Below are 20,220 nucleotides of genomic sequence, written 5' to 3'. Positions count from 1 at the left end.
ATACTCTCCTTTAAAACCTATAAATAAATTGGTATTCTTGTGTCTCTTGTTGTATATATCTACTATCTTGAAAAAACAGATAAAAAATACATCTCGAAGAGAACATGTATAGAATTGTTTGGTAGACTAAACTAAATTAAATTAATAAAGAAAGGACTACTAATGTTCAACTTGAATTCTGAAAAACTGACTGTTCTAAAGTGGTTTGATATTGTCATCCTGAGTCTGATTTTATTTGGTGAGGGAATTTTCAACTCCACACTCCAATACCTGGCACTACAAGATCAAACGAGAACCCTACAGGAAAATCTGACTTTTTCAGCATTAGATAACTGCAAGGCAGTGGCCATTCAAATTGTCTGGTTAGCTCTTGCCCTCTTCTATTTACTACTGCGTAATTTTGACTTTTCACAGTGGAAAAAACGAATTCTCTTTACACCGTGGGTTCCACTACAGACTATCGTCATCTTCATTGTCGCAGCCCTCTGTATGGATGTTTTTCAGCTTGTGTCCCATCAAGTTATCGCACCTGCGACACCATCGATGTTCCACTTGGTACATAAAGCCAGCTATTCATTAATATTCTATGCCTTGCTAAATGGATTCTACGAAGAGATTTTCTTCCTTGGTATCTGTCTGATGGGCAATCCAAAACATGCTAAGTGGGCATTTCTCTACTCACTTATTATCCGTTGTAGCTTCCATACCTATCAGGGTCTAGTTGCTGGCATCGGACTAGGTTTAATCGTTGGAATTATTTTCCATCTACTCTACCAAAAAATAAAACCTCAAAACATGCTTCCGTTCTTCTTGGCTCATGCCATAGCAGATATTATCGGGCTAACAGTCCTGGGGCATATATACATATAATACGTACACATTTATGACTCACATAACCATCTAAAGGTGATGTGGGTTTTATTTATGCTTTCAGACCTGTCTGAAAGGCGGGGGATCAGAAGCCCTCCATTTCCTACCACTAAGATAGAACTCTATGGCATATCATGTCCTGTCAACAGCATATAAATAGTGGCTCAACACAGTCCTTATAGCAGACTTTTCTTTGAATCAATTATGTTTAGCTTATAAAAAGTTGCCCTCATAAAACAACTTCACATTACCTTCTCTGTAGATAACAACAATAGTATATCACAATAAAAAGATATATAGAAAAGTCACTCAAAAGAAACACAGAATACTTAGACAAAACATAGAACTATTTTAAATGAGCTAAATTCCTCCCGATTCAGCTGATGCTTTTATCCAGTTTCTAAGCTTTCACAGTCAGTTTGTATCTATTCTGCATGGCAGTACAGACGCTCTTTAAATAAACAACAACCACCTCATCGTGCGCATTGAGGTGGTTGTTATCCAAATATAGTAATTGGATTCCTAAGGATGAAGATGAAAATTAGACATTGTATCATAATTCCTGTTAGGTAGTCCACGTATCTTCTTTATCATGTGACTACACCAACTACTATGTACCAACTTAGGTGCAAAACATACTATGGATGGCGATATGTTTGCATAATCTATTTTATCATGGAATCCTTGAATTCATTTATGTTTCATCTATTGTTTGTTTATGCTTACTCTATTATCGATAGAATTGTTCAAGCTTTCCCTAAAAATTGCTACAAACTGGACCTTATGCATTTTTTCCACTCTTTTTCCGTAGGAATGGGAAGACCAAAAGTAGCAGAAATCCTAGTAGGGTCGCGATTCCATTTTTCTCCCCAGTATTAGGCAGCATTTTTCTGTGATCCCGATTGTCTTTCTTCTCTGTTTTTTCAATAGTAGCAGAAGATTTTTTCGTATCCATCTTATTACTACTTGTTTCTTTACCTTTGTTGGAATCCATTTTTTCTGGCATGTTTTCCTTTTTACTGCTAGAATTTGGTTGATTTTTTTCCCTGTCTGACAGAAATTTTTCTTTGATGAGGGCCTCTGTCTTTATCTGAGGTTTTTCCGCAGGTGATGACTTGATAATTTCCTTGTTAGACAAGTAAATACTGCGTTCCATACCTGTCATGACTTCAGACATCACCTTACCATTTACCAGTACTGTATAGAAGGTACCATCAAGCAACCCCTCTTTAAAAATAGCCTTTCCATCTGCATTCGTCCGCTGCGTCCCAATTGAGCGACCTGTTTTGTCCACCAAGGTCACTTCTTGCCCGCTTACAGGATTAGCTCCTGCATTACGAATAACCACTGTCAACGGTGTCATGCTGAATTCTGGATCAACAGTCCCCTCCCCCTCAGCAATAAAGCTAGAGCCCAACTGACTCTCACTACCATTAGCACGGAGGGTATAGCCCTGCGCAACCCCATCTACAACTACACTCAAATTAATATTTAAGGGAAGATGATTAAAAATAGCCTGTCCTTTGGCGTTTGTTCTATTGGTAGCGACTACCTTATGTTCTCTTGTTGAGGTATCCACTATCTGGACTTCCTTATCTGCTAATACTTTTCCGTTTTTATTGAGAATAGTTGCTGTAAAAGTAAATCCTTTTTCTTCAGTTTCTTCTTTCTTACTGCTATAAGATGAAGCCTCTTCCTTTACAATTTTATCTGAAGAAAGATAAGCAAAACGAGACTGTCCTGGGAATACCTCTCCAATTTTCTCTCCATTGACATAGTATTCATAGAAAGTACCTTCAACGATTTTGTCAGTAAAGCTGACCTTTCCGTTTTGATCAGATAAGCGACTTCCAAGGGATTCATTAGAAGAGGTTTTTAATTCTACTAATTGAGAAGATAAGGGAGTTGCATCTTCATCCTGAACGGTAATCTCAATCGCCTTCCCACTCAAGTGCTCCTTATTAGTCGCAACATTGGTCTCCGATTCAGGCTTATTCGCTAAATCAGGCATGTTTCCTTCACCTGATGCCGTATTGTTGCTGTCAACTATGTTTGCTCTGAAATCCAATTCAGTCTTGTTGGTTGCTGCATCTGTTTCCTCCGCTAAAATAGTAGGCATTGAGCCCAGTCCAGCAGTTAAAAGTGCTACAACAGATACAAATCGAATGGTGTGATGTTTTGAAAATAACATAATAGTCTCCTTCTAAAATATAAACTCTTTAATATACCCCCTCAAAAAAGAGCCTTTATTAGTTGTTCTAAATCAAGGCTCTCCTCATCAAAGGGATCTTTTCAGTGTAAAATGATTTTGTATTTTTTATACTCCTACCAGACCTTCAAACGCTCCTCAGGCTTAACATACATAGGATCGCCCTCTTTAACATTGAAGTCTGTATAGAATTGTTCCAGCTGATTCACAATATTATTCACACGGTATTTAGCAGGTGGATGTTCATCAGTAATATTGGCAATTGCAAATTCTTTCGTTGTCACTGCACGCCAAACTTTTCCGTAGGCTTCGAATACTTTCTTGGTATCATAGCCTTTTTTCTTAGCAATATCAATGGCAACTGTCATTCCTCCCAAATCAGCAATAATTTCTCCCGTTGAAATCTCCCCGTTGACATAGTATCCTGGGGCAACTTCCAATTTTGAATAAATATCTGCTGCTTGTTGAACCTTAGCCTTGAATTTTTCCAAGTCTTCTGGTTGCCACCAGTTCACTAAGTTCCCTTTTTCATCAAATTGTGAGCCTGCTCTATCAAAAGCATGGGAAATCTCGTGTCCAATGACAGCACCAATTCCACCCAGATTTGCCTCTGGACTGGCAGATGGGTCATAGAAAGGTGCTTGTAAAATACCTGCTGGAAAAACAATTTCATTGTTTGATGGGCTGTAAAAAGCATTGACAGTGTGCGCAGGCATTCCAAAGTGAGTCTTATCAAAAGGCTTATTAAGCTCAGCAAACTCTTCTTTCAATTTGCTCATCCGAATCGTATCAATATTAGATAGCAAACTACCTCCATCCTCCTTGGCTTGGATGCTAAAATTAGTATAGTCTTTCCACTGATCTGGGTAACCAATTTTAACGCCCATACTGTCTATTTTTTTAAGGGCATGCGCTTTTGTCTCCTCAGACATCCACTGTACTGCTTGGATACGTTCGCGATAGGTTGACTTGATTTCTTCCACCATTTTGAGAACATCTGCTTTAGATTCTTCTGAAAAATGATTCTTCACATAAAGTTTGCCAATCAAGTCCGCAAAGTTTTCATCAACAGCAGATTCGACAACTTCATCATGACTTGGAATATTTACAGTCCCTTCCATTGCCCCCTCATAAGTTGCCTTAGCTTCAATAACATCTTCTGATAAATAATTGCTGTAGTGGGCAATCAAACGATATTGGAGTAGAGCTTTAAGAGCTGCAAGGTTCTTTTCTTGATACAATTCATTTAATTTCTTAAGAGCATCTGGTTCTGATACCACCATTGTTGCAGCATGCTCAAGCTCCAGTTCCGAAGCAAGTGCTGAAATTGGTAGATTCGGTGCTAATGCTTTCACCTCATCCCAGGTCTTTTGATTATACATCGCATCAAAATTATCTGCCTCTTTCTTTGGACGCTGTACTATAGCCATCTCTTTTTCCAAGTTAAATACAAGCTCTGCCTTTGCAGTGGCTTCCTTGGAATCATCCCCTATTAAATGAAAGATTTTTTGTAAATACTCTTTAAAAGCTTTCTGACTTTTCTTTGAAAAATCATCAGTCCCTTCATAGTTTTCTTTCGCAAAACTTAATTTATGAGGGTCAATATAGAGAGAATTTTTATTACTATCCTTTATATCCTGGGTGACACTCAAATTGATGAGTGTTCGGATATTTTTACCATACATAGAAACAAAAATCTTGCTCACTTCATCCATTGTAGAGGCTTTCTGTATCTCGTCTAGAAACGGTTTGAGCGGTTCAATTCCTAGTTTATTTCGTGTCTCAAAATCAGCCGCTAAACGATAAAAGTCAATCAGCTTTCTCTCCTCACTTCCGATTTTCAACTGCTGATAATTTTCATCCAACTGGTCAATCATTTCTCGGATTTTTTCTTGGGTTCTGTCTGTCATTTGAGCAAAGTTATCGATTTGAGCCTGACCTTCTCCCAATTTTGTTTCCTTCAACCATTCAGCATTGATATAGGAATGAAAATCGGTTTGCGGTGTTGCTTGCGGAGTCGATTTTCCCACTCCACAGGCTACTAGAAATACCACAGAAAACATGGAAACTGCAGTTAACTTAAGCGTCTTATTCATCTTGATTACACATACCTTTCGTTAAATTTGAAATGAAGTCAATAATTTACTATTTCTTTAAATAAACACTGTCTACTTATCTCCTCCTTATCAATAAATGCACAAATAAGTCAGACTATCCCTATTCGTCCATTTCGCCTCATCTCTAGATTTAGCTGAGCAGTCCCCATCCTGTAAGACACAAGATAAGTCTCGCACATTTTCCAAAAGAGACCAATAGCCGTTTGTCCATGTCATCTTAGCAACTGCCGATAGGAGGTCTCAATCGAATCATGTGCTTGTTGCACAAAAATTCTCCTCAGCCTGATGTCAGCAGTCACTTCAGCATAGATTTCAGCGCCTGACTAAACCATCTAATGAGTCTCAATTTCCCTTAGAATCAGCCTCAGTATATCACACCAAACCCCTTCAAAACTGGAAAACTCAAAAGAAATACAAAAAGCTTATACAAATCTTATATTGCCTAAAAAAGAGATGGATTCATCCTTACTGACTCCCCTTTCCTTTCTTCTGCAACAGAAATACAGCCATATAAAAACCTGCCTCTAGGAAGGAAGAGACAGGTTTTTATATTATGAATTGAAAAAGATTTTAGAAGGCAATAGTAAATAAAGAAGTTTTTAGAGTTTATGCGAATCATTTACTGGACTACGATAGTTTAATGAATTAAAAAAGTTTGTGAAAGTTTTGTTTGATTATGAAATTTCAGTGTATAAGAAAGTTTTATTAAATTATGAAGGACAAAAATTATAAGATTGATAAGAATTACTCTCTAAGCTATGAGAAAGTTATTTCAACATTTCTTTCAACCAATGTCAGATTCATTAAGAGTCCTAGTCAATGTACTTTTTCTTGTATGCCGCATCTGAACGAGACTAGATTTGTACGGATGATTCCATTTGAGACTATCTCTAAAACTTCTTTTCGGTACTACGATCTATCTGATACATAGTACCTTTCCATTGTCATGGGCGCTAATTTAACCAAAGGTAAGCAAGAAATATTAAATTAGTTCCGACAATATTTGGACAACTATGACGTATATGCAATATCACTTCAGATTACATTTCGCTTTGCTATGACTTATTCCATCATAACTCCTTTTCAATTTCATCATTCGCTATCTTAATCGATACCGTGAAGTTAGTATAGCATAAAAAAATGTCAAAAAAACAAAACATATACAAATATTACATAAAAACTAGGGTAGGGTTATATAACCTAAAAAACAGATATGTATCATCTCTTACACAAACACCTTTGGCTATTCGTAAGAAATAATATGAACTTCGCTGTGTTTACTATTTATAGTAAAGTCATTTCTCAAAGTTTTCTTCCCATCCAAACCAGCTTGACATTTTTACAATATACTAGCCTACACTTATCATTCTATCCAGCTTTTTTGCGTGATTATGTGGCTACTCTAATAACAGCCATTAACGTTAAACTTTGTAGACCTTCATTCTCCAACTACATCGTACAACGATTGAATTTTTCAAATAAATCATCTTACAGATAAAGCGTATACAAATAATAGTCTGTCCCCACCTACAAATTTCTCGTTTATGATAAGATGAGTGTGTAGAGGAATGGCCATTCTTTTATATATTTTTTTAGAAAGAGGTGCTTTATGAAGAATCAACTTAAAAGTAAAGCAGTAGCTATTTTACATGCACAAGCAATTCCTGCCCTAGCACTAATCACAATGATTGGAATGGCTGGGACAACTGCCACTATCCACGCCGACACCCAGGCAGCTAACATGCCTGTTGAGTCGGCTCAATTTAATGGATATTACGATTTTCTCTTTCCACAAACAACAGAAACTCTAACATTGGCTCAGGAATTACGTGCCGATTTAGAAGACCGTATTAGCGAGGTGGAAAAACGAGCTTCTTACTCTCCCGAAGTCACAAGCCAAGCTGATGAATTACGCGTAAAAGTTCAGCAGCTTGACTTTGTTTGGGGTTCCAAAGATGATTTGATTCAGATATACGAAATGATTCTTCAAGATATTGCGATTTGGAAGGCACAAGTAGAGGATCACGGCTTAAATCCTATTGATGACTATCCATATCTAGATGGTGACATCATTCCTCTTCGTCGCACTCCTGAGTTTTATGAATTACGAGACGAATTAAAAGCAGACTTGGAAAGCCGTATCACTGAAATCGAAAACTTGGAATCAAGAAAAGGCTATTGGACTCCAAAAGCTAATAATTTCCGCAACCAAGTTATGAAACTTGAATACTATCACATTGAACAGTCCCTAATTCAAGAATATGAGAGAATCCTTCGTAATCTTGCAACCTGGCGAACACAGGTGAACGAATCCTAATCCTTTTACTACCATTTCACTTTTCATAGTTTATAAAATTACGTATAAATTCCTTTTATCATCAAACAATGTATAAACTAGAGAGAGCAACTGCTCTCTCTTTATTTCTTTATTTGAGACCAGTCTACAGTAATGCCAATCATTTCATACTCCACGCAATAAAACACTCCTGTGTCTAGTTTTATACTAGAATTCAACAGGAGTGTTTTTTTCTATATGTCATTTTAGGAAGTATTCAAACCAAGATGGGTTTTCGGATGTAGATTACAGTTCAATCCTCCAACCGATTTCCCACTCGATAAAACTACCGTTGTTATAATCTACGCGTCCGTGCTCATATCCAAGTTCAACAAATGATGGCCAATCATCATTACTACTTTCGTCTGGGAGCTGGGTTTCACCACTTTCGCCTGGAAGGGGACGATGACCATTGTTACCGCTTAAGTTAGGCAAGTGCTTTTCACCACTTTCACCCGGAAGTTGATGACCGCCATTATCACCTCTTAAGTCTGGGAGCTGGCTTTCGCCACTAGCACCTGGAAGAAGACGATCGCCATTATTACCACTTAAATTTGGCACGTGGCTTTCACCACTTTCGCCTGGAAGAGGACGATGACCATTGTTACCGCTTAAGTTAGGCACGTGGCTTTCACCACTTTCGCCTGGAAGTGGACGATGACCATTGTTACCGCTTAAGTTAGGCACGTGGCTTTCGCCACTAACACCTGGAAGTTGATGACCACCATTATTACCACTTAAATTTGGCAAGTGGTTTTCACCACTTTCACCTGGAAGTGGACGATAACCATTATTACCGCTTAAGTTAGGCACGTGGCTTTCGCCGCTAGCACCTGGAAGTTGATGACCGCCATTATTACCGCTTAAATTTGGCACTTGACTTTCGCCACTTTCACCTGGAAGTTGACGGTCCAAATTATTGCCACTTAAGTCTGGGAGCTGACTTTCACCACTTTCACCTGGAAGTGGACGATAACCATTATTGCCACTTAAGTTCGGCACTTGACTTTCACCACTAGCACCTGGAAGTTGACGGTCACCATTATCACCGCTTAAGCCTGGGAGCTGGCTTTCACCACTAGCACCTGGAAGTTGACGGTCACCATTATCACCGCTTAAGCCTGGGAGCTGGCTTTCACCACTTTCGCCTGGAAGTTGATGACCGCCATTATTACCGCTTAAATTCGGCAAGTGGTTTTCACCACTTTCACCCGGAAGTGGATGACCGCCATTATCACCGCTTAAGTTAGGCACTTGACTTTCGCCACTTTCACCGGGAAGTTGAATACCACCATTATTACCGCTTAAGTCTGGGAGCTGGGATTCGCCACTAGCACCTGGAAGAAGACGATCGCCATTATTACCACTTAAATTTGGCACGTGGCTTTCACCACTTTCGCCTGGAAGGTGAAGACCACCATTATTACCACTTAAATTTGGCAAGTGGGTTTCACCACTGGCACCTGGAAGGGGACGGTCACTATTATTACCACTAAAATTCGGCACGTGACTTTCGCCACTTTCACCTGGAAGAGGACGATCGCCATTATTGCCGCTTAAGCCTGGGAGCTGGCTTTCACCACTTTCGCCTGGGAGCGGACTATGATTGCGGCTACCTAAGCCGGAATCGCCGGGGACGACAGTCTCACCTTCCTTGCCGGGAAGTGGATGACTATTACGACCTTCTAGATGGGACTGTTTTCGTGCAAGTCGCCCTTCAAAGTAACCTCTCTCATAGTCCGGATCTGGAATAGGAGCTTTTCCAAACCCTCTATAACCATCTAAATAACCTATTTCATAGCCTGTTTTCCATCCCTCTTCTGAACTAGATTCACTTAATTTCGGTCCACGATTGTCTCCCTCCGAACCTGGGAGAGGACGATCGCCATTATTGCCACTTAAGTTAGGCACTTGGCTTTCGCCACTTTCACCTGGAAGTTGATGGCCACCATTATTGCCACTTAAATTTGGCAAGTGGGTTTCACCACTTTCGCCTGGAAGAGGAAGGCCACCACTATTGCCGCTTAAGTCTGGGAGCTGGCTTTCACCACTTTCACCGGGAAGTTGAAGACCGCCATTATTACTGCTTAAGTTAGGCACTTGGCTTTCGCCACTTTCACCTGGAAGTTGATGGCCACCATTATTGCCACTTAAATTTGGTAAGTGGGTTTCACCACTTTCGCCTGGAAGAGGACGATGACCATTATTACCGCTTAAATTTGGAAAGTGACTTTCACCACTTTCGCCTGGAAGGTGACGGTCACCATTATCACCGCTTAAGTTAGGCACTTGACTTTCGCCACTTTCGCCTGGAAGAGGACGATTGCCATTATCACCACTTAAGTTAGGCACTTGGCTTTCACCACTTTTACCTGGAAGTTGACGGTCGCTATTATCACCTCTTAAGTCTGGAAGCTGGCTTTCGCCACTAGCACCTGGAAGTTGATGGCCTCCATTATTACCACTTAAGTTAGGCACTTGACTTTCACCACTTTCGCCTGGAAGGGGACGGTCACCATTATCACCGCTTAAGTTAGGCACTTGACTTTCGCCACTAGCACCTGGAAGTTGAAGACCACCATTATTACCGCTTAAGTCTGGGAGCTGGGTTTCGCCACTAGCACCTGGAAGAGGACGATGACCATTATTACCGCTTAAATTCGGCACTTGACTTTCACCACTAGCACCGGGAAGTTGATGATCGCCAGTATTACCGCTTAAATTCGGCACTTGGCTTTCACCACTTTCACCTGGAAGAGGACGATCGCCATTATTGCCGCTTAAGTTAGGCGCTTGGCTTTCGCCACTAGCACCGGGAAGGGGACGGTCACCATTATTACCGCTTAAGTTAGGCACTTGACTTTCACCACTAGCACCGGGAAGGGGACGGTCACCATTATTACCGCTTAAGTTAGGCACTTGGCTTTCGCCGCTTTTACCGGGAAGTTGATGGCCTCCATTATTACCACTTAAGCCTGGGAGCTGGGTTTCACCACTTTCACCTGGAAGTTGAAGACCACCATTATTGCCGCTTAAGTTAGGCACTTGACCTTCACCACTTTCACCTGGAAGTTGACGGTCACCATTATCACCTCTTAAGTCTGGGAGCTGGGTTTCACCACTTTCACCTGGAAGTTGATGGTCACCATTATTACCACTTAAATTTGGCAAGTGGGTTTCACCACTGGCACCTGGAAGAGGACGATTGCCATTATTGCCGCTTAAATTTGGCAAGTGGGTTTCACCACTGGCACCTGGAAGTTGATGGCCATCATTATTACCACTTAAATTCGGTACGTGGCTTTCACCACTGGCACCTGGAAGTTGATGGTCACCATTATTACCACTTAAATTCGGCACTTGACTTTCACCACTAGCACCTGGAAGCGGATTAGGTGTACGACCCCCTAAGCCAGAATCGCTGGAAAGTGGACCACTATTATCGCCACTACTACCTAATAAGCGATGCATTCCAGCATTGCCATTCTGTCCTAATTGCTGACTAGTTCCCCCTTCACCCGCTAATTGAGAATTTCTATTTTCACTTTCTTGATGATAAACGCTCGATTCTGAATTTTGAGGGCTTCGATTTCCTCCTTCTGAACCCGGTAATGTCCTAGTATTCCGACCACTTAATGCTGAATTTTCTCCCTCGGTTTGCTGCTCCATCCTGCTATTCTCAACAATAGACAATCGTTGCTCATTTGCATTTCCACCCGGTCTTAGAATTTTATTTCCGCCTACGACTAGACCAACCGAAGCTAACGTGACAATGGCACCTGCATATAGCCATCGTTTCCCTGATTTCCACATCCTAAAACGGCCTTGAAATTTGAAAAAATTATTTGACATCTGTGAATATACCTCTCTACTTATTTTTTCACATTCTTAAAAAACGTACGTCATTCATTTGTACTGGATAATTTTATCAAAAAAATATCCCGTAAAAAGCCTCTTACAGCAAAAAATAGATAAAAAATATCCAAAAAATACGAACGTTTTACCTTTCTCCCTCAAACTTTTCACGATAAAAAAAGCCATCATTTTTGATGACTTTTCTCTTAATTGTTCTGACTTAAATTATTATAAACCATACAAATAAAATAGAAGAATAGCCTCGTATCTTATTTGTAAATACTAAAATTTTACAGAATCTTAATTTGTCCGAATCCGTACTCATCTACTAAGCATGGATCTGACGTCTTAAATCCACCTGCTGGAGAGTGTTGCAATGTAAAATCTCCATTTTCAATCTGTTTTGCAAGCTCATTATTCACTTCACCTTCTGAGCCACGTCCACCTGGTCTATAGTGGTTGATAAATGTATAATCACCCCAACTATTTTTTGTTTCTACTTCCTCACCTTCAAATCGATATGGATCTGATGTTTTAAAGCCAGTTGCTGGAGAGTGTTGCAATGTAAAATCTCCGTTTTCAATCTGTTTTGCGAGCTCATTGTTCACTTCGCCTTCTGAGCCACGTCCACCTGGTCTATAGTGGTTGATAAACGTATAATTACCCCAGCTATTTTTTGTTTCTACTGCCTCCCCATCAAATCGACATGGATCTGATGTTTTAAAGCCAGTTGCTTCAGATGATACAGCTGTAAATGTTTCTGCTTGTGCAGTAGCTCCTCCAAATAATGCAAGTCCTGCTAACAAGGTTACTGCACCTAATTTTAATGTTGACATAAAAATACTCCTTTAAATTTTTCTTTTCCGTACCAATGTACGGTTTTATTATAACAAAAATACAATTTATGAAAAGACGTTTTTTTCAAAAAATAGATAAAAAATAGCCTAAAAATACCAATAAGACGAACTCGATTTTAATACCTATTCGATAATCGAATTTAATCATTACGCTTCTTTAAGATGCTCATAATCAAAACTGTAAAGAATAAGCTGACAGCTCCCAGAATAGCTAAAAGCATCCCATTTTTCTCACCTGTTTTTGGGAGGGAAACGCTCTGGCTTTGCTTAACAACAGCGTGTAAATCCTCTTTTCTTTGCTTGTCTTCTTCCTTAGCTTCAGATTTTTTTGATGGAGCTACCTTCTCTTCCTTGGTCCCCATTTTTTCTTGATGCCCCTTCGACTCCAAGCTCACTTTCTCCTGAACAACATCCATCTGCTGATTCTCTCGTGACAAACTCATTGATGGGGACTGAGAAGAATTTGGTTTCTTCATATCATTTGTCTTGACTTCATCTATGATGGCATCATTTTTTCTGATGAGGGGCGCTGGTTTACTAATCCGCTTCCCTTTTCCTTTTTGTACTGTCACAACCTCCCAGGCCATCTGATTCCCATCTTGGTCAAAAGCCCTGAATGACAGAGTTTCTCCCTCTTTTAATACTCGATTTCCTAAATCAAATACAAACTGACCTGTGGCATCAGCGGTTGTCCGAGCAAGCATTTCTTCAGCCTTATGTGTCGATACCAATTCTACTGTCACTCCTGGGACAATTTTTCCACTAATATAGCCGTGATCAGTTGTCACTTCGTCCACTTGGAATGGCAAGTCACTCTCATCCTCATCTTCTAAATATTGACCGACGACTACCTCTTTTGAAGCCAACAAAATATTTGTCTTTGGATCTAAAATCTCAAAACGAATTTTCTCTCCTTTTTCAAAGGGGAGTTGCAAATCTTGAATTTGAAAACCGAAAAAACCTAATTCATCAACTTGGACAGGCGGGTATACCTTACCTTCAATTGATGAAACCATCCGAACATAGGCATGTGGAAACAGTGTTCTACCAACGATATAGTCTTTCTTATTGTGCAAAGTAGGGACAACAATCGGATTTTCAAAGGTTGCCTCATCCATATCTACCTCTTGTAAATATGTCACCAAGGGGGCAATAACAGCCTTATCTAATTGTTTGCTTGGACCATCTACCGTGTCAATATAAATTGATTCAACTTCTCCTTGCTGATTGTACACCAAGCGGTAATATTGCTCTCCTGGTTGCAATTTCGGTAAGGTAACTTTAAAGTTCCCTGTCTTATCAGCAATTGCTTCTTCCAAAAATTCAAAAGTAGCAACATTATATAATTGTACTTGACCAAACGGCACCGTCTGCCCCTCCAAAACGGAATTATCACTTGAAAGTGGCTTCACCATTATCTGTGAAGGGCTATCTGTTTTTTCCCACGGAATAACAATATGATTTGTAATAACTGGACGATTATCCTCAGAAATAAATGATAAAACTAGTTTGTCATTCGCCTTAAATTTCGAGCCTGCTAAACTGTCAGAAAAAGTCACCTCAAATCGCCCATCTTCATTGATTGGCGTCTTATCCGATACAAAACTTCCATTTATAGACAGATAAACAAATCCCTTAACAGAGGTATGCCCAATGACCTTATTGGCATGTTCCAAAATTGGTTCCACCAGAACTTGGTGTTGCCCATCTTCTGTCTTCTCTAGTCGTTCAGTCGGAATTTTATAGGCATCTGGATGACGCTCAGTTTTGACAGTTTCAATCAGTTCTTCACCTTCGCCCTCAGACTCTTCTTCAGATTCTTTCGGAAATGAACTAATCTCAACCACTTGGTTATAGCCCAATGGCTTCTCTAAAGAATGTTTAAACTTACCTTCTTCATCCGCTTCTAGACTATTATCAATGGAAGTAATCGCTTCACCATCCACAGAAATAAATACATATCCTCCAGGAATAGTCTGACCTGAAATTTGCTTGTCACCAGCATGGACAGGATCGATTTTCAAGATGCTTTCTTTAGCCTTGTTCTCGCTGTCAGGAAGACTAGCATCCGTCGGTTTCACTTCTACCTCAGTAGCTTCTTCCTTTTCTGTTTTTCTATCCGAATCTTCTACCAGCTCTTCTTCAATAGCAAGTGGCGTTTCCCTTACCTTGGCTTCGATTTCTGTACTCATAATAGCTGTTTCATCAGCTTTTGCAACTGCTCCAACACCTGTTCCAAACCACATAAGCGCAATCATAACAGAAGCTAATCCAACCTTACTCTTTCTCAACGAAAAAATTTCAGTCTGTCTATTCATTTTTTCTCCTTGTTTTCTATCATTTAATACTCAACACACACAGTGCCTACTCTAATTATAGAAAACCAATCTCACATAGTATTATGTTTCGTTTGTTTTTTATCTAATCTGCCCATGCTCATTCCCAAGAATAAACCTCAAAACGAAGCTTGGCTCAAGACCAGTAGCACTTCTCTGATTTCGTCTTCCCACTCCCAAAATAAAAAATACCAGCTACACCACATAGCTGATATTTCAGATAATTATTTTGCACTTCTGACACAAGCTTCATAGGTCTGTTCCATCAACATGGTAATAGTCATCGGACCAACACCACCTGGAACTGGGGTAATATAACTTGCTACTTCTGATACTTCATCATATTTGACATCACCGATTAGCTTGCCATTTTCATCACGATTCATACCAACATCAATTACCACGGCACCTGGCTTAACAAATTCCTTGGTCACAAAATGACCACGACCAATGGCAACAACAAGAATATCGGCCTGACGAGCAAGATCTGGCAAGTTTTTGGTACGAGAATGTGCAATCGTTACAGTAGCATTGGCATCCAATAGCAGCTGTGCCATCGGTTTACCAACAATATTAGAACGACCAATAACTAAAGCAGACTTCCCTTCCAGCTCAATCTGATATTCCTTGAACATTTCCATAATTCCTGCTGGAGTAGATGGAATCATGACAGGATGACCTGACCAGAATTTCCCCATGTTAGTCGGATGAAAACCATCCACATCCTTATCTGGGTCAATAGCCAACAAGACCTTCTCCTCGCTGATGTGGGCTGGTAAGGGCAATTGCACCAAAATACCATGCCATTCATCATCCTGATTATAGCGCTCAATCAAATCCAACAAGTCTGACTCAGAAATCGTATCTGGAACGCGAACAACCTCACTCTTGAATCCAGCAGCTAGAGCTGACCGCTCCTTATTCCGTACATAAACCTGACTAGCAGGATTTTCGCCAACTAAAATAACTACAAGACCTGGTACCAAACCCTTTTCTTCTTTTAATCGAGCAGTTTTCTCCGCCAAGGCAGCCTGCATTTTTACACCTAGTGCTTTCCCATCAATGACTGTCATACCTACACTCCTTTTGTTTTTTCTATTATACCCTAAAATTCTCCGACTGACTATACTTGTACAAAGTAGAATATAGCATGTAGCAAAAAACTCCGAACAATATCGGAGTCGTACTTATTTGTTCATTTATAGTCTTTTAGTTTACTTTTAGTACTAGGCAACGAGCTGCAGACAGTACTGGAGTACGGCAAAGCGAGTTAACGAAGTAATAAAAGAAAAACTAAATGACTATATTACAAGACCTTAGACAAGAAATCCTTAGTCCGTTCTTCCTTGGTATGTTCAAAGACTTCTTCAGGCGTTCCATCCTCCACGATGACACCACCATCCATAAAGATAACCCTGTCAGCTACCTCACGCGCAAATCCCATCTCATGAGTCACGATAACCATGGTCATCCCTGACTTAGCCAAATCCTGCATAACAGCAAGAACTTCACCAACCATTTCAGGGTCTAGTGCAGAGGTCGGTTCATCAAAAAGTAGGACATCTGGGTCCATGGCCAGACCACGTGCAATAGCGATCCGTTGTTGCTGACCACCTGAAAGGCTTTGTGGATAGGCATTTGCCTTATCTGGCAATCCTACCTTTTCAAGTAATTCCTTAGCCTTCTTCTCAGCCTCATCCTTTGCAATTCCCTTTGTCTTAATAGGTGATAAAGTAATATTATCTAATACCGTCATATTTGGAAAAAGATTGAACTGTTGAAAAACCATTCCCATCTTTTCACGCATCTTGAAAATATCATTTGACTTGTCAGTAATATCAACACCTTCAAATGTAACAGTTCCCTTGGTTGGCACTTCTAAGAGGTTCATTGTACGTAAGAAAGTCGATTTCCCTGACCCTGATGGACCGATAATAACGACCACCTGACCTTGTTGAATATCTAAATCAATTCCTTTTAGAACTTCATTCTTTCCGAAGTACTTATGTAAATCCTTGATAGAAATAATCGCATTAGACATGGAACTGCCCTCCCTTGTTCAACTTTTTCTCAAACGACTGAATAATCACTGTTAGCACCGTTGTCATAATTAGATAATAGCTCGCTGCAAATACAAGTGGTGTTAAAGGAATATAAGAAGTGGATTGAACTGTCTGAGCACCGTTCCATAATTCCATCACACCGATGGTTGACAAAAGTGAGCTATCCTTAACAATAGTCACGAATTCATTTCCCAAGGCTGGAAGAATATTCTTGATAGCCTGCGGCATGATAACGTAACGCATCGCCTGCTTTGGTCTAATACCAAGCGAATAAGCTGCTTCCAGCTGTCCTTTTGGTACAGCATTAATACCTGCACGAACAGTTTCAGATACATAGGCACCCGAGTTCATCGAAATAACAATGATACCTGGAATCAAGCGCGTCAAATCAACCGTCAAAATTCCTAGCTGAAAAGTTGGTGCTACAAAATGTGTCATCGCAAAAGCAATCATAATCTGGACAATCATCGGTGTCCCACGGAAAATCCAGACATAGATATTGGCAGTCCAAGCTAAAACTTTATACTTACTACGCTGAGCAAAGGCAAGCAACACACCTAAAATACTACCAAAAAATACTGAGAAAAATGCAATAATGAGGGTAACAATTGCCCCATAATTAAAATAAGCCCAATACTCAGGCAAAAAAGAAAAATTCATTCATCTTACTCCAATTCTGTCATTTAGAGTCTATTATACCATTTTTGAATATTTATGCAATACTTTTGTTTATAATATTCAATTTACACAAGAAAAAAGCACCCTTAGGTGCCTCTCACTTCTTCTTAGTACAATAGCTCATAGATTTCCATTGCAATCAGGTCGATGCTGTCAAACGCGTACGTTTCACGAGCAGCAACATCACGCAAGGTAAATACTGAACCATTTTCCTCGTCATAGCTATAAGCCACTTCTGCAACAACAATACCATCACGTTCGAAATTACGTTTCAACGTACCGCCGTCATTAGCCATAGCTTCCAGACGATTGATAATTCTCACCAAATGTGATTCCATATTCGTTCTCCTAATCCTTTTTATAGGAATATTTTACCACATATTGCCAAAAAAGTCTTATTTTTTCCCTATTTTCTTCCTATCGCCCTATTTTTCATAGAAAGTTTTTCCAAGCGTAGCAGTTTCTTGATTTTTCTATGAATCTTGTTATAATAAAGCTAGAACTGACCTTTTTTGACTATTTAACAATAGGTCACATTTTTTCACAGAAAGAGGTAGAATTATGCTCTGCAAAAATTGTAATATCAACGACGCAACGATCCATCTCTACACCAACTTAAACGGTAAACAGCAGCAGGTAGACCTCTGTCACAACTGCTACCAAATCATGAAAACAGACCCTAATAATGCCATCCTACGTGGGTTGGGAGATTTAACAAATCCTAACAATATGGATCCCTTTAGTGAATTCTTCAATCACCTAGGTGGCTATCCTGGCAATACCCCTGCTGGAAAAAATCGCGAACAGACTCCTCCCACTCAAGCCGGTGGGCATAATGGACGTGGTGGACAGACCCCTCCTCCGCAACAACCCCAACAACCAAATGGGCTCCTTGAAGAATTTGGTATCAACGTTACCGAAATTGCCCGTCGTGGGGATATTGATCCAGTAATCGGTCGCGATCAAGAAATTACCCGTGTCATCGAAATTCTCAACCGTCGTACAAAAAATAACCCTGTTCTTATCGGTGAGCCTGGAGTAGGTAAAACAGCGGTTGTTGAAGGCTTGGCTCAAAAAATTGTCGATGGCGATGTGCCACAGAAATTACGAGACAAGGAAGTCATTCGTCTGGATGTTGTCAGCCTCGTACAAGGAACAGGTATCCGCGGACAATTTGAAGAACGCATGCAAAAACTCATGGAAGAAATCCGTAATCGTCGCGAAATCATTCTTTTTATTGACGAGATTCACGAAATTGTCGGTGCTGGTTCTGCAGGCGATGGCAACATGGATGCTGGCAATATCCTCAAACCAGCCCTCGCACGTGGTGAAATGCAACTAGTCGGTGCAACAACGCTCAACGAGTACCGTATTATCGAAAAAGATGCCGCCCTAGAACGCCGTATGCAACCTGTAAAAGTTGAAGAACCAAGTGTCGAAGAAACCATTACCATCCTCAAAGGTATCCAAAATAAATACCAGGATTACCATCATGTTAAATACTCCGATGCTGCTATCGAAGCTGCCGCAGTACTGTCCAATCGCTACATTCAAGACCGTTTCCTACCAGACAAGGCTATTGACCTTCTGGATGAAGCTGGTTCAAAAATGAATTTGACCCTCAACTTTATTGATCCAAAGGAAATTGACCAACGCCTGATTGATGCCGAAAATCGTAAAGCACAAGCTACACGGGATGAGGACTATGAAAAAGCAGCCTATTTCCGTGACCAAATTGCTAAGTACAAGGAGATGCAAAAGGCAACTATCAGCGAAGAAGATATTCCACTCATTACTGAAAAAGAAATTGAAGCCATCGTTGAGCAAAAAACAAATATCCCAGTTGGTGATTTAAAAGAAAAGGAACAGTCCCAGCTTGTGAACCTCGCTAGTGACTTAAAAGCTCATGTTATCGGACAAGATGAAGCAGTTGACAAGATAGCTAAAGCCATCCGCCGTAATCGTGTCGGTCTCGGTGCTCCAAATCGTCCCATTGGATCCTTCCTCTTTGTCGGACCAACAGGTGTCGGTAAAACCGAATTGTCTAAGCAATTAGCTATCGAACTCTTCGGTTCGGCTGACAGCATGATCCGCTTCGACATGTCCGAATACATGGAAAAACACGCTGTCGCTAAACTCGTCGGAGCTCCTCCAGGCTATGTAGGCTATGAGGAGGCTGGACAATTGACAGAAAAAGTCCGTCGTAATCCTTACTCACTCATCCTCCTTGACGAAGTTGAAAAAGCCCACCCAGATGTCATGCACATGTTCCTTCAGGTCTTAGACGATGGTCGTCTGACAGATGGACAAGGTCGGACAGTCAGCTTCAAAGATACCATTATCATCATGACATCAAATGCTGGTACTGGAAAAGTTGAAGCAAGTGTCGGTTTTGGTGCGGCTATGGAAGGGCGGACTCAATCAGTCCTTGGCCAACTTAGCAATTTCTTCACACCTGAATTTATGAACCGATTTGACGGTATTATTGAGTTCCAACCACTGAGCAAGGAAAATCTACTTGAAATCGTCAGCCTTATGCTAGACGATGTAAACAAACGCCTTTCTCACAATGGCATCAGCCTCCATGTAACAGATAAAGTTAAGGAGAAATTAGTGGACCTTGGCTACGATCCAAAGATGGGAGCTCGTCCACTACGCAGAACGATCCAAGATCAGATTGAAGATGCTATCACCGACTTCTACTTAGAACATCCAGCAGAAAAAGACCTACGTGCTGTCATGTCAAGTAAAGGTACAATTCAAATCAAGGCACAAACAAAGACAAAATAAGAAAATAGAGCTGCTCTCTACGAGTAGCCTATTTTACTGTTTTGCTACTCTATTTTTCTAAATTCTTCCCCATCTCCATCCTATAAAAAAACTTTACTTTGTAAAGCCTA

General features: G+C 40.3%; 12 protein-coding genes. 3 read left to right on the top strand and 9 right to left on the bottom strand.

All coding sequences use genetic code 11. From position 1 onward, the window contains the following. Positions 1 to 162: 162 nt before the first annotated feature. On the top strand, positions 163 to 870 hold the full coding sequence (locus ODU41_RS02145) for a CPBP family intramembrane glutamic endopeptidase (RefSeq protein ID WP_029694000.1): 708 nt from the start codon (positions 163 to 165) through the stop codon (positions 868 to 870). Between the two features lie 781 nt (positions 871 to 1,651). Here the strand turns inward: ODU41_RS02145 and ODU41_RS02140 are convergent. Both ODU41_RS02140 and ODU41_RS02135 read right to left on the bottom strand, forming a co-directional pair. Beyond that, positions 1,652 to 3,061 carry a collagen binding domain-containing protein gene (locus tag ODU41_RS02140; protein ID WP_141591216.1) on the bottom strand — a complete coding sequence of 470 codons (1,410 nt, stop codon included), beginning with the start codon at positions 3,059 to 3,061 and terminating at the stop codon, positions 1,652 to 1,654. 134 nt (positions 3,062 to 3,195) lie between these two features. Further along, the gene (locus ODU41_RS02135) at positions 3,196 to 5,175 is read right to left on the bottom strand and encodes a M13 family metallopeptidase (protein ID WP_029171951.1); all 1,980 of its coding nucleotides are present in this window, start codon (positions 5,173 to 5,175) and stop codon (positions 3,196 to 3,198) included. Positions 5,176 to 6,805: 1,630 nt separating this feature from the next. Between ODU41_RS02135 and ODU41_RS02130 the strand changes: the two genes are divergently transcribed. After that, the gene (locus tag ODU41_RS02130; RefSeq protein WP_044682202.1) at positions 6,806 to 7,513 is read left to right on the top strand and encodes a hypothetical protein; all 708 of its coding nucleotides are present in this window, start codon (positions 6,806 to 6,808) and stop codon (positions 7,511 to 7,513) included. 264 nt (positions 7,514 to 7,777) lie between these two features. Here the strand turns inward: ODU41_RS02130 and ODU41_RS02125 are convergent, their stop codons facing one another. The 7 genes from ODU41_RS02125 to ODU41_RS02095 form a co-directional block, all read right to left on the bottom strand. Continuing rightward, the gene (locus tag ODU41_RS02125; RefSeq protein WP_398578596.1) at positions 7,778 to 11,383 is read right to left on the bottom strand and encodes a KxYKxGKxW signal peptide domain-containing protein; all 3,606 of its coding nucleotides are present in this window, start codon (positions 11,381 to 11,383) and stop codon (positions 7,778 to 7,780) included. Positions 11,384 to 11,676: 293 nt separating this feature from the next. Continuing rightward, a complete protein-coding gene (locus tag ODU41_RS02120; RefSeq protein WP_074391563.1) occupies positions 11,677 to 12,222 on the bottom strand; it encodes a hypothetical protein in 546 nt (181 codons plus the stop codon). 161 nt (positions 12,223 to 12,383) lie between these two features. Next, positions 12,384 to 14,561 carry a YSIRK-type signal peptide-containing protein gene (locus ODU41_RS02115; RefSeq protein WP_398578595.1) on the bottom strand — a complete coding sequence of 726 codons (2,178 nt, stop codon included), beginning with the start codon at positions 14,559 to 14,561 and terminating at the stop codon, positions 12,384 to 12,386. A 242-nt stretch (positions 14,562 to 14,803) separates the two neighbouring features. Continuing rightward, complete coding sequence (locus tag ODU41_RS02110) at positions 14,804 to 15,652, bottom strand: bifunctional methylenetetrahydrofolate dehydrogenase/methenyltetrahydrofolate cyclohydrolase (protein ID WP_024385039.1); 849 nt, start codon at positions 15,650 to 15,652, stop codon at positions 14,804 to 14,806. Positions 15,653 to 15,885: 233 nt separating this feature from the next. Next, the gene (locus ODU41_RS02105; protein WP_002943067.1) at positions 15,886 to 16,620 is read right to left on the bottom strand and encodes an amino acid ABC transporter ATP-binding protein; all 735 of its coding nucleotides are present in this window, start codon (positions 16,618 to 16,620) and stop codon (positions 15,886 to 15,888) included. After that, positions 16,613 to 17,302 (bottom strand): amino acid ABC transporter permease, encoded by a 690-nt coding sequence (locus tag ODU41_RS02100; RefSeq protein ID WP_002938702.1) that lies wholly within the window; start codon positions 17,300 to 17,302, stop codon positions 16,613 to 16,615. Before ODU41_RS02100 ends, ODU41_RS02105 begins: the two co-directional genes overlap by 8 nt. A gap of 125 nt (positions 17,303 to 17,427) precedes the next feature. Next, positions 17,428 to 17,658: a DUF1797 family protein gene (locus ODU41_RS02095; protein ID WP_002938704.1), complete on the bottom strand. Its 231-nt coding sequence runs from the start codon at positions 17,656 to 17,658 to the stop codon at positions 17,428 to 17,430. Positions 17,659 to 17,881: 223 nt separating this feature from the next. Between ODU41_RS02095 and ODU41_RS02090 the strand changes: the two genes are divergently transcribed. Then, positions 17,882 to 20,110, top strand: coding sequence for an ATP-dependent Clp protease ATP-binding subunit (locus ODU41_RS02090; RefSeq protein ID WP_015646546.1), 2,229 nt, complete (start codon positions 17,882 to 17,884; stop codon positions 20,108 to 20,110). The last annotated feature ends 110 nt before the right edge of the window (positions 20,111 to 20,220 follow it).

Origin of the sequence: Streptococcus sp. 2022WUSS083 (genome assembly GCF_044427155.1) — a bacterium.
Taxonomy (GTDB): domain Bacteria; phylum Bacillota; class Bacilli; order Lactobacillales; family Streptococcaceae; genus Streptococcus; species Streptococcus hashimotonensis.
Note: the sequence above shows the minus strand (reverse complement) of the source record. Positions and strands in the feature narration are given on the sequence as shown.